This window comes from Spirulina sp. CS-785/01, assembly GCF_028330525.1.
In the GTDB taxonomy this organism is placed as follows: Bacteria; Cyanobacteriota; Cyanobacteriia; order Cyanobacteriales; family Spirulinaceae; genus JAQMSD01.
Genome location: NZ_JAQMSD010000245.1, coordinates 1 through 11,673, shown reverse-complemented (window position 1 = coordinate 11,673; position 11,673 = coordinate 1). Strand labels below are relative to the sequence as shown.

Genomic DNA, 11,673 nt, shown 5'->3' with positions numbered 1-11,673 from the left:
GGGGAGATGGGGGAGGTAGGGGAGGTAGAGGAGATGGGGGAGATGGGGGAGATGGAGGGGGGAATAATGGATCGATCATGTTAAATGATTGTCCGGTTGGTTGCCTTTTGCCCTGTAGTGCTAGATCAGGGAGAAGAACTGAACTCACTCCGTAAGCGATAAATAATGGTGCTTGCATCTACTTGAGAGAGAATTTCCTCTATCACCGTACTCGGTCCCAACTGGCCCCAACTGCACCCCTGGGCTAAATATTCCTGTGCCACTTTCCCCACGGCATAAGCCCCATATCCGGCAATTCCCCCTTGTATAATGGCAGTGGTGGCATAAGTCGCAAGACCAGAAGGGTTATTGAAGGCCAGACCTGTTTTGCCCACTCCCAAAGCCAAACTACTGCCAATTTCACTAATTAAAACCCCTCCCGCACTCCAGAGGATTTTTTGCCAGAGTTTCCCCGCTTCATAACTGGTCATGGGTAAGCCGTATAACCGGGCTAGGGTACGAATGAGGGCTAAATCTGCAATAATTCCCCCCATGACATCTAACACAGCAATGGGGTTGAGGGCAACGATCGCAGCTTTCGTTCTCGCATAATTCCAGATAATCTGTTCGGCTTGTTCGGCACGATATTCTACAGTTTTTTGGGCTAATTTCGTTTCTGCGTCCTGCGCTTGCACTAGGGCATTTAACGCAAGTAAAGACCGACCTTCCCGATTTAAAATTTCTAAGATTTTCTCTCGCAGGGGGTCAATTTGCGGTTGGGGTTTTTCCCAAGTTTGCTCAATTCTCCCATCTTCGTGTTCAATACGGACTTGATAGGGGGAGGGGTCTGCGGCCACCATCACTACTTCCTCTGGGGTAAGTATCTCACTCACTGCTTCCCCTTTCTCCCACTGTTGGAGTTGTTGATAAATCGTAGCCCGATCTTGGTCGGGATAGAGGTCAATTTTATTAAACACAAGGATCAGGGGTTTATGATAGGTGCGAAGTTCTGCTAATGCGTCGTATTCGGTGCGGGTGATATCTCCGGCCACAATAAAGAGGATTAAATCGGCACTGAGGGCGACTTCTCGGGCCATCTCTGCCCTTGCTTGTCCCTCAATTTCATCTAACCCTGGGGTGTCAATTAATTCCACTTGCACTTTGTCACTCACCACCCAACCCAGGGACCTGGGGTATTTTGTCACCCCATGTAAGGGGCCGACCTCTAACACATTATCCCCCACAAGGCGATTTAAAACGGCTGATTTCCCCCGACTGACTAAGCCAAAGGCGGCAATGCGTAAGGCTTTGCGGTCAAGTTTCTCTAGGGCATTTTTCAATAACTGTAATTCACTGCGGACGGTGGCCTGTAAGTCTGTATCCGGGAGATAACGACCGTGACGACGGAAGTTAGAATACCAAGATAGGGCTTGTTGTAGGCTTGCACGGGCGCGGTTATAATGGCTATCTTGCATCTTTTTCAGTTAACAGTTAACAGCAAACAGTAATCAGTCGCCAGCAAACGCGATCTCCTGTTTTAATGTTAACCTAGAAGCCGTATCCCCTTTTTACCTGTCAACTGTCAACTATCAACTGTCAACTATCAACTGTCAACTATCAACTGAGCAATCATGTTTGGCAATTTCCAGAAAAGCGCGTTACGGATTGAACTTGAAGCCCCAGCTAATATTATTGGGGAGAGTATTTTGTGTCCAGAGAAGTTTCGGCAATGGTTAGCCCCGCAACAGTTTGAACCAGGACTCCCGGAACAGTTAAATACGGGGTTTTCGTTCCAGTCTCATTTGGGGGGACTGTCTATTACTCATCATGTGGATGTGGCCACGGAGGAGAGTTTACGCTTTTTGCTCAGTGGGGCTGTTGATGGGTATCAGGAGTGGCTTTGGGGTGAAGGTTGGGTTCAGTCTCGCTTGGAGGGGGTTTCGTTATTACCGCTTAATTTAGGCCAGACGTTGACGCTGTTACGGTTACGCAGTTTTGTGCAGTTACAAGCCTTACAGGAGGGGTAATACCCCTTGGGTTAGAAACCCAAGGCTAAGAGCTTAAACCCGTTAAAAACGGGTTGAGTGAGTAACGAACCTATTAACCCTTTACTGTAATTAATTTCTGACCTTCTTTTTAGGGTAAGGGTAACATCTCCCTGTTCCCTGTTCCGGAGTTCCCTATTCCCTTCGGATACTGATTACTGTTTACTGATTACTGTTTTGAGGAGTCCGCCTAAGAGGAGAAGACCTAGCCAAGTGCTGGGTTCGGGGACGGGTTTGGGGGGGGTGGGAGGCGGTTTTACTTGGTCTAAGTGGCTGAGGGTGAGGTTATCAAAGGCGAAGGTATCGGAGGCGATGTTATCGGACATTGCAAAGGATAAGCTGGTTAAGAGTTCGGCTGGGCTTTCGGCTACTAAGCCAAAATAGAAGACAGACCCTTTGGTGTTTGGGGTGTTGGGGACGGTGAGGGTGGTGGTGTCTCCGTTGCTGAGGTTGAGGTTGAGTTGCAGTTGTCCGCCAAATTCGCCTAGGCCGACTCCGTGAAAGCCTAGGGCGGCCATGGGTTGGGAGAATTGAAGGCTAAATTGATTTCGCGCTGCGTTGGTTTCCCAGTATTTTTCGCCGGAGATGGGATAGCGGCCAAAACCGTCGGTTTCTCCTGGGGGGACTTGTTCGATAAAGCCGTTCCCTTGGAGTTCGGCTGTTCCTAGGTCGCCAAAGTCAAGGGTTAGGGGAGTGTCGGCGTTGTCGCTGACGGTTTCAAAGGTTTCGGTGGTGGAGCTAAATAAATTGTTTAAAAAATCTTGTTCGGTGTTGCTGGCGTTGGGATAGGTGGTGAGTGGGGTGCTGAAGCTGTTGTTGAGGTCTTCTCCGAAGAATAGACGATAGGCGAAGGCACTATTACTGTTGAGTGTAACCGCAGATAAGGCTGCGATCGCAGGTAAGATACAAGATTTTAAGATATCCATTGTTAGCCCCCATTCAATGGCTAAATTGTTAAATGTTATACAGATTTAGATGCCCTAAAACCCTCTGCCATCACAATATTTGCGTCATCTTGCTCCAGAGATGGGTCGATTTTCTCTAAAAATTCAATATTTTGCTCAGTAATTACTCGGTAATGCTGAATACAGACAGTTTGCGATAACACCCTGAAAATTAACTATCTTCAAAACCAAAATCCGAGACTAATCATGAGTGACTAAGCATGAGTGACTAAGCATGAGTGACTAAACATGAGTGACTAAACATGAGTGAGCGAGTATTTCCGGGAAAATACGAATAGAGCAACTACTCTACATTTAACACGAAACTCTAAAACCGTTCAAATTCTTAATTATTTTCACGGAAGTAAAATTACGCAAGTTGGTCTAAAATGTCTGCAAGGTCTTGACACATGGGACTTTCGAGACGTTGTTGATAGAGGGGAAGGAGTTGGTGGTAAAACCAGAGGGTGTCTGCTTTCCCTCCTCGGAAGAATGTCCAAACGGTGTCTCCTTGTTGCTGGTATTGTTGAAAGAGCGATCGCGCATTATGCAGTTTATCGGCCAGAGACACCCGACAAACCGCAACATCCCCTTGTTTAATCTGCTCAATGTAGCGCAATTTCCGCTCCTTCCAAGGGGGTTTCGGGGTTTCCGTGGACTCCGTACAATAATCAACAATACGGGTCACTTCCTCCCCAAAACGATGCAAGATTTCTTGGCGGGTCGCTTCTCCCCCTTGGTCTTCTATGGCATCATGGAGCAATGCTGCAATAGTTTCTGCTTCACTCCCCCCATCTTCGATTACCAACCCTGCAACCGAGAGAAGATGGCCAATATAGGGGGTTTTATTTCCCTTACGAGTTTGGTTTTGATGGAGACGAGTGGCAAAAACAAGAGCATCTTCAAACTGGGATGTAAATGACATACTGATCCTTTTTTTGTTTTCTATAAGGTAGCATCCCCTCAATCCCGACAAAACATCCTATAACACTGACGCTTCAGCAGTAGAGACAACTGATCCAGTTTGTTTCGGGAATTTAATCCACACCATCATACTAAATTCTGTCCCGATATTGGTTAGAGAATCACAACTAATTGTCCCGTGATGTTTTTCTTCAATAATCTGTTTACTAATCGCTAATCCTAATCCCGTTCCCACTCCTATCGGTTTAGTAGTGAAAAAGTTATTAAAAATTTTTGCTCTTATGGACGGAGGGATTCCACAACCATTATCTGCGATCGCAACCCGGACTTGTTCAGCATTCACTCGTTCCGTTGTAATGGTAATTGTTTTGTCCTCTTTTCCTTTTTCATCTAATGTATCTAAGGCATTATTAACCAGATTCATAAAAACCTGATAAAGTGATCCCATAAACCCCTCAATTTCTGGAATTTCACCATAATTCCGAACAACTTTCACTCCTTGTTTAATGCGATTATTGAGGATAAGTAATGTGCTTTCTAAACAGTCGTGAACATTTAGCGGATTGGGGACTTCCTCATCAAAGCGAGAAACATTACGTAAACTTAATACAATTTGTCGAGTTCGTTCTGATCCCACCTTAATAGATTTTAAAATTTTCGGTAAGTCTTCCTCAAGAAACTCCCAGTCCACTTCTTCTATTTTTTTGCTTACTTCTAATGGTGGGGTTGGAATTGCCTTTTCATAGGTATTAATAAGAGCAAATAAATCCTGCACTTGTTCCTCAATGTGCAGAATATTACCATAAATAAAGTTAACCGGGTTATTGATTTCGTGAGCAACCCCCGCCAAAATTCGCCCTAGACTGGACATTTTTTCACTTTGAATAAGATGCTGTTCAGTTGAGGCTTTTTGTTCTTTTAATAACTGATCTACTCGTTGAATGAGTTGATTTAATGAGGCCGTTAATGTTCCTACTTCATCATTGGTTTGCACTTCTGCTTGTAACTGAAAGTTCGATTCTTCTGTTACCCGTTTAGCAACTTCAGTGGTTTCTAGCAAAGGAGTGGTTAAGGTGCGACTGGTATAGAGAACTAATAGAATTGCTATACCAATTGAAAGAAACATACTACTAACAATAATATTTCTTCTGATTCTGTTAGCTTCATTAACACCAGCAATTGTTAAAGCATTTTCTCGTCGTATGATCTCAATTAAATCAAATAACTCGTTAGAAATTTCTTCTAACCTTAAACTATATTGACTATTCGTAAAATCTACTAATTCCTCTTGATAATTATTAAGCTCATTTTCACTATTGATAGGCAAATCAATTGAACTGATTATCATTGATAATCTTTGCCAATAGTTTTGAGGCGTATTTCGGTATTGCTCTATAAATTCATCTATTTTTTGCTCATTAGAGTGATAATTTTCACTAATATTGCTCAGATATTTTTGCTCTTGTTGATGTTTCTGTTGAATAAAATCTTGTAAAATATTCCAATTTCCTCTTAAACGACTATAATGATTCTGAATGCTCACTACTTCGTCTTGAAAAAGAGTCGGCTCATTTAACAAAAAAAAGAGCTTTTGTTGACGATTCTGTATCTGTAAGATATCTTTTTGAACTGTGCTAAGTAAACTAATCTTTTCTTGAGAATATTTTTGAGCGTTCCAAGCTCGATTTTGATACAAGTTCCCAATTACAATCCCCACCGTTGTTCCTACCACTGCAACCCCTAAAGCAACTCCATAACCTAGTGCAATTTTTTGGCGGATTCGACAGTTACTCCATAAATTCGGCAAAGATAACCGAGGAGTGAAATAACATTTTTTTTCATTAGAGGAGGAAATTTGCTGACTGGGTTTGAAGTAAGGAAAGGCCATAACGTAATTTGCTGAAAACTAGACCAAGCGGGGTTTAAGAGTATCTATTTTTACAAAATACTCTCATCCCAACTAGGCTTATATTAGCAGATTTTTGGCTGCTTAACAAGAATAATTCTCAATAAGTTTAAAGATTAGCGATCAATCCAGAGGGGGTTTCGGGGGTTCCGTGGACTCCGTGCAATAATCAACCATGGGGGTTACGTCCGCCCCCAAAGGGTGTACCATCTCCTGACAGTTGGCTTCTCCTCGCTGATCTGCTATGGCATCATGGAGCAATACTGCAATAGTTTCTGCTTCACTCCCCCTATCTTCGATATACCAACCTGCAACCGAGAGAAGATGGCCAATTTGGCGAAACCTCTCAAACGGGAGAAAGGGAGTTAAGTTTATAACACCTTCTTTAAATATTCCCCGGTATAAGAGGTGGGGTGCTTGGCCACCGCTTCCGGTGTTCCCGTGGTGACAATTTGCCCCCCTCTATCTCCCCCTTCTGGCCCTAAGTCAATAATCCAATCACAGGAGCGAATTACATCTAAATTATGCTCAATGACCAAAATTGAATTGCCCTTATCAACTAAACGCTGAAGGACATTTAATAAGTGATGAATGTCATAAAAAGATAATCCGGTAGTGGGTTCATCAATTAAATATAACGTCTTCCCGGTGGCCCGTCGGGATAATTCTGAGGCTAATTTCACCCGTTGGGCCTCTCCTCCCGACAGGGTGGGGGCAGGTTGTCCTAATTTCACGTATCCTAACCCCACATCCACCAAAGTCTGTAACCGGGAGGCGGCCTTGGGGATGTTTTCAAATACTCCTAATGCCTCCTCTACGGTCATATCGAGAACATCTGCGATAGAATACCCCTTATACTTCACTTGCAGGGTTTCTCGGTTGTATCTGGCCCCTTTGCAGACTTCGCATTGCACATATACATCGGGCAGAAAGTTCATTTCAATGACATTCACCCCTTGACCACTACAAGCCTCACAGCGTCCCCCTTTGACATTAAAGGAGAAGCGGCCTTGTTTATAGCCTCTGGCCTTGGCTTCCACGGTTTCTGCAAAAATAGCGCGAATGGAGTCAAACACCCCGGTATAGGTGGCCGGGTTTGACCGAGGGGTGCGACCGATGGGGGATTGGTCGATGACAATGACTTTATCTACTGAGTTTACCCCGTCAATTTTGCCCAAATGTTGGGGGAAGGGGGTTTTTTGGGTGAGATGATGTTGTAAGGCCGGGTAAAGCAGATCATTGACTAGGGTAGATTTCCCCGAACCAGAAACCCCTGTAATACAGACCAGTTTCCCCAAGGGAATTTCTACATCAATGTTTTGTAAGTTATTTTGTTCGCATTGTTTGAGGATTAAACGGCGACCGTTGCCTTTTCTTCGGTCTTCGGGGGTTTCGATGACCATGCGACCGGATAAATAGGCCCCGGTGAGGGATTTTTCACTGTTCAGGAGGTCGTCGATGTGGCCTTGAGAGATGATTTCGCCGCCGTGTATTCCGGCTTTGGGGCCGATATCAATAATTTGGTCGGCGGTTCGGATGGTGTCTTCGTCGTGTTCGACGACAATGAGGGTGTTGCCGAGGTCGCGGAGTTTTTTCAGGGTTTGTAGGAGACGGCCATTGTCTCGCTGGTGGAGGCCGATGCTGGGTTCGTCGAGGACGTAGAGGACTCCGGTCAGTCCGGACCCAATTTGGGTGGCGAGGCGGATGCGTTGGGCTTCTCCGCCGGAGAGGGTCATGGCGGCGCGGTCTAGGGTAAGATAGTCTAGGCCGACATCGAGGAGGAATTGGAGTCGGGCGGTGATTTCTTTGAGGGCGAGTTCACCGATGAGGGCTTGTCGTTGGGTGAGTTGCAGGTTTTGGACACGGGTTTGGGCTTCGTGGATGGGGACGCTGGTGAGGTCGGTAATGCGGAATTGGCCGAGACGGACGGCGAGTGATTCGGGTTTGAGGCGTTTGCCTTGACAGGCATCGCAACTTTTAAAGACGATGTATTGTTCGAGTTTTTGTTTGTAGTTGTCGGAGTTGGTGTCTTGATAGTTGCGTTCTAGCATTTTGATGATGCCGGGGAAGCGGCGATAGTAGCCTTTGCCTCGGTAGGGGTCGGATTCGACGAGGATGGGGTCTTCGCAACCATAGAGGAGGGTTTGTTTTTGGGTTTGGGTGAGTTTTGCCCAGGGGGTTTGTAGTTCAAAGCCGTAGTCGCGGCCAACGCTGTAGAGGAGGGAGAGGTAGTAGGCGTTGTCTTTTTCGGACCAGGGCGCGATCGCGCTATACACGGGCTGACTAGGATCGGGTATAATCCGGTCGGGGTCAAAGGTGCGTAAACTGCCGATGCCGTGGCATTCGGGACAGGCCCCGTAGGGGGAGTTAAAGGAGAATAAGCGGGGGGACAGTTCATCCATGACGGCCCCGTGTTCGGGACAGGCGAAGTTTTCCGAGAAGACTAAGTTTTGGTCGGAGGGGGTTTGGGGGTCTTTTTCGGGGTCTTGTTCGGGACTGGGGGACCCCAGAACCATGGCCGTCCCTTCCCCATGTTTTAAGGCCGTGGCCAGGGAGTCGGCGAGACGTTCTTCGATGCCGTCTTTTTTGATGAGACGATCTACCACAATTTCGATGTCGTGGGTTTTGTTTTTGTTGAGTTCGATATTATCGCTGAGTTCTTGAATTTCCCCATTAATGCGGACTCGGACGAACCCTTGGGAGGTGAGACTGGAGAGGAGTTTTTGGTGAGTGCCTTTTTTGCCTCGGACGACGGGGGCGAGGATTTGGAATTTACTGCGGTCGGGGAGTTGTAAGATGCGATCGCACATTTCATCAATGGTTTGGGGGGCAATATTGCGATCGCAATGAGGACAATGGGGATCACCAGCCCGACCAAAGAGTAATCTAAGATAGTCATAAATTTCCGTCACCGTCCCCACCGTGGACCGGGGGTTATGGGAAGTGGATTTCTGGTCAATGGAAATGGCCGGACTCAACCCCTCAATGGCATCCACATCCGGTTTATCCAATTGTCCCAAAAACTGCCGCGCATAGGCACTCAGGGACTCTACATATCGCCGTTGTCCCTCCGCAAAAATGGTATCAAAGGCCAGTGACGATTTCCCGGACCCCGAAACCCCAGTAAAAACAATCAGTTGATCTCTCGGTAAGTCCAAGTCAACATTTTTCAAGTTATGCTGACGGGCCCCCCGAATGCGGATGGTGTTGCGGGAGTCTTGAGTTGGGAGGGAGTCAGAGAGGTTAATGGGGTCGTTCATACCGAAAATCGTTCACAGTCCTTAACAATTGTAGCCTAGTGCGGTTTGCAGTCACTAGCGTTGGGATTATCGGTAGGTGGGGAAGGTGGGAGTCGGGAGTCGGGAGTCGGGAGATGGGGAAGGTGGGGAGTAACAACTAATTACTGTTTACTGTTTACTGGTTACTGTTCCCTGTTCCCTGTTCCCTGTTCTCTTCGGATACTGATTACTGATTACTGATTACTGATTACTGTTTCACAAACACCAAAACTTACTTCTGCATTAACTGATTAATCTCCCGTTGCGTTGTAATTAATTGTTGTAAGAGTTCATTATTTTTACGCACAGCCTCCGTATTAGCATTGATGATATCAATTGACGTTTTTTGGCTTTTTTTAGATTGTTGAATAATAAAAAGTAAGGCAATTAAAAGAATGAGAGGAGGGGAGAGACTGAGCAGCAATTGAGAAAAAGATAGATTGGCCGACTCAGAAGAATTTGAAGGAGAAGGCGTAATATTTTGCACCTCTTGAACCGGATACGTCGTTTCAGGAAGAGAAGCAGAAACTTGAGGAGAGCGCGTTTTTTCTTTTAGAACAAGATTCCCTGAGAGAACTAAAGCGAGAAGAATTAATGAAAAGTTTTTTAACATGGCCTTGACTTTAAAATAATCACATGGTAACTAAAATCAATCCAATTATAGCTATTATATTGAATACTCTTTTAAGGATTGAAGATGTTTTTTTTTCAACTCTAATAATAATTGCAGTTGTTGGGCATTATCTTGCCAGAGTTGAGTATTTTCTTGTGCTGTTTCTCGTTTTTTTTGGCGAAACTGTTTCGGATTAGAGGGTTGTATATATTCTAACCGTTCTGGTGTAAATTCTTGTGCCGTAAAGGTGAGTTTGGCTTGAGATGAAGACGGAGATTTTGTAGAATGCTGAATTAAGAGAGCTTTTTCTGTTTGTTGTAGGCTTAACAAGGTTTGTAATAAACGGTTATTCTTTTGATAGGCTTTCGTATTGGCTTGGGAACAGGTTAGCGCGTCTTGCTGTAACCGTCGAACAGCGCGACTGGGGACAAAAAAGACAAATAAACCTACAGCCGGAATTGATAACCCCGTAATTAGCTCAAAAATCGGGGGTTTGGGCAAATTTTTGGGGGAGGAGGAGGACTGTGCCAACCCCGTTGTTGCAGTTAGGAGGATTAACCCGACACTGCTGATCATTAAAACAGTTGCTTTGAACCAAGGTAATCGGTGCATGAGAGAAAACCAAAAAATAAATGATTCTGCTCCATCTTAAACGGTTTCGCTAGAATGCAAACAACTTAGCAATCCTCAAGCACTATGAATAGACCGATAAAACGCCGTAAATTCTTAATTACAGGTGCAGTCACCACTGGAGTTGTGATAGGTGGCAGCATTTTACATAAAACATTAACCTCTGCTGATGCGGATACTCCCGTAACCTCAAGCACCACTCCCTCCGAAAAAGCCAATTCACAACCTGTTCCCCCCACCGGGATACCAGAGCGAGTTTTAGGGAAAACAGGGGTTTCTGTCCCTATTTTAGGGTTAGGAGGAGCAGGCCAGACCCCGTTATCTTGGACGGGGAGAGAAAAAGAAGCGATCGCAATGATAGAAACCGCCCTACAAGAGGGGATTCGCTACTTTGACACCGCGGCCTCCTACGGACCGAGTGAGGGATATTTAGGGAAAATCTTACCCTCAATGCGCCAAGACATCTTTTTAGCCAGTAAAACCGCCAAACTAGACCGAGATAATGCGTGGCGAGAATTAGAACGCTCCTTAAAACGCCTCAACACCGATTATCTGGACTTATGGCAAATGCACCATATTTCCTTTATGGACGAACTAGATCAAATCACCGGAAATAATGGGGCCGCCAAAGCGATAGAAGAAGCCAAAGATCAGAAACTCATTCGTTTTGTAGGCATTACAGGACACCATGAACCCGATGTCATTGCCGAAGGGTTGCGTCGTTATCCCTTTGATACTGCATTAATCCCCGTAAATGCCGCCGACTCCCACCATCCCCGGCCCTTTATCCCAGAAGTCTTACCCGTGGCCCAAGAAAATAATGTAGGAATTATCGCCATGAAAGTCCCCGCCTATGGCCGCTTATTTAAGCCTGGTGTCCTCGACGGGATGCAGCAAGCGTTTGGCTATTCCCTCTCCCAACAAGGCGTACACACCGCCATTATCGCCGCAGAAACCCCAGAACAGTTGATCTCGAATATCAATGTGGCGCGACAATTTCAGCCCTTATCTGAGCCAGAATTAGCCCAAATTGCCCAACAGACAGCCAACGCTTGGGAGGATAACACCTTCTTTCGCGCTTGGACTTAATGGGGGATATAGGGACGTTTCAGGCAACGTTCCTATACTTGGGAAATCCCAACCTGAAATGATCCTAAAACCGAACCAAATCCCCGTCACAGCCTCGTTATGCTGTAACTAGAGAATCATGTCTCGGTTACCAGAAATTTTGGGTCTAAAGCCTCGCCCTTTCAGGGCGACTCTGCTATCATGGAGAAACTGGAGCGGTATTCAACCAGTTTAACAACCGAGCCTCTAATCGAGGCAACTGAACCTTGAAAACTAGAGTTAGTGG

Annotated in this window: 9 protein-coding genes; 2 read left to right on the top strand and 7 right to left on the bottom strand. The window is 45.7% G+C overall.

What is annotated here, in order from left to right; all coding sequences use genetic code 11:
* Positions 1–125: 125 nt before the first annotated feature.
* On the bottom strand, positions 126–1,454 hold the full coding sequence (locus tag PN462_RS16005; protein ID WP_272129793.1) for a DUF697 domain-containing protein: 1,329 nt from the start codon (positions 1,452–1,454) through the stop codon (positions 126–128).
* 156 nt (positions 1,455–1,610) lie between these two features.
* Here PN462_RS16005 and PN462_RS16000 point away from each other — a divergent pair, with 156 nt between their 5' ends.
* Complete coding sequence (locus tag PN462_RS16000) at positions 1,611–2,006, top strand: hypothetical protein (protein ID WP_272129792.1); 396 nt, start codon at positions 1,611–1,613, stop codon at positions 2,004–2,006.
* A gap of 173 nt (positions 2,007–2,179) precedes the next feature.
* Here PN462_RS16000 and PN462_RS15995 read toward each other — a convergent pair whose 3' ends face one another.
* The 6 genes from PN462_RS15995 to PN462_RS15970 form a co-directional block, all read right to left on the bottom strand.
* Complete coding sequence (locus PN462_RS15995; protein WP_272129790.1) at positions 2,180–2,950, bottom strand: PEP-CTERM sorting domain-containing protein; 771 nt, start codon at positions 2,948–2,950, stop codon at positions 2,180–2,182.
* A 388-nt stretch (positions 2,951–3,338) separates the two neighbouring features.
* Positions 3,339–3,893 (bottom strand): HD domain-containing protein, encoded by a 555-nt coding sequence (locus PN462_RS15990; protein WP_272129788.1) that lies wholly within the window; start codon positions 3,891–3,893, stop codon positions 3,339–3,341.
* Positions 3,894–3,950: 57 nt separating this feature from the next.
* Positions 3,951–5,699, bottom strand: coding sequence for a sensor histidine kinase (locus PN462_RS15985; protein WP_272129786.1), 1,749 nt, complete (start codon positions 5,697–5,699; stop codon positions 3,951–3,953).
* Between the two features lie 470 nt (positions 5,700–6,169).
* Positions 6,170–9,058 carry an excinuclease ABC subunit UvrA gene (uvrA, locus tag PN462_RS15980; RefSeq protein WP_272129784.1) on the bottom strand — a complete coding sequence of 963 codons (2,889 nt, stop codon included), beginning with the start codon at positions 9,056–9,058 and terminating at the stop codon, positions 6,170–6,172.
* A 250-nt stretch (positions 9,059–9,308) separates the two neighbouring features.
* On the bottom strand, positions 9,309–9,689 hold the full coding sequence (locus PN462_RS15975; RefSeq protein WP_272129783.1) for a hypothetical protein: 381 nt from the start codon (positions 9,687–9,689) through the stop codon (positions 9,309–9,311).
* A 54-nt stretch (positions 9,690–9,743) separates the two neighbouring features.
* Entirely contained in the window at positions 9,744–10,265 is a 522-nt protein-coding gene (locus PN462_RS15970; protein WP_272129781.1) for a hypothetical protein, read from the bottom strand.
* A 120-nt stretch (positions 10,266–10,385) separates the two neighbouring features.
* On the opposite strand from PN462_RS15970, the gene PN462_RS15965 reads away from it, so the two are divergent.
* A complete protein-coding gene (locus tag PN462_RS15965) occupies positions 10,386–11,408 on the top strand; it encodes an aldo/keto reductase (RefSeq protein WP_272129779.1) in 1,023 nt (340 codons plus the stop codon).
* Positions 11,409–11,673 lie beyond the last annotated feature (265 nt).

Bases quoted from the DNA above. Each gene is read 5' to 3' on its own strand.
- PN462_RS16000 (WP_272129792.1), top strand. From the start codon at position 1,611: ATGTTTGGCAATTTCCAGAAAAGCGCGTTACGGATTGAACTTGAAGCC.
- PN462_RS15965 (WP_272129779.1), top strand. From the start codon at position 10,386: ATGAATAGACCGATAAAACGCCGTAAATTCTTAATTACAGGTGCAGTC.
- PN462_RS15990 (WP_272129788.1), bottom strand. From the start codon at position 3,893: ATGTCATTTACATCCCAGTTTGAAGATGCTCTTGTTTTTGCCACTCGT.
- PN462_RS15970 (WP_272129781.1), bottom strand. From the start codon at position 10,265: ATGATCAGCAGTGTCGGGTTAATCCTCCTAACTGCAACAACGGGGTTG.
- PN462_RS16005 (WP_272129793.1), bottom strand. From the start codon at position 1,454: ATGCAAGATAGCCATTATAACCGCGCCCGTGCAAGCCTACAACAAGCC.
- uvrA (WP_272129784.1), bottom strand. From the start codon at position 9,058: ATGAACGACCCCATTAACCTCTCTGACTCCCTCCCAACTCAAGACTCC.
- PN462_RS15975 (WP_272129783.1), bottom strand. From the start codon at position 9,689: ATGTTAAAAAACTTTTCATTAATTCTTCTCGCTTTAGTTCTCTCAGGG.
- PN462_RS15995 (WP_272129790.1), bottom strand. From the start codon at position 2,950: ATGGATATCTTAAAATCTTGTATCTTACCTGCGATCGCAGCCTTATCT.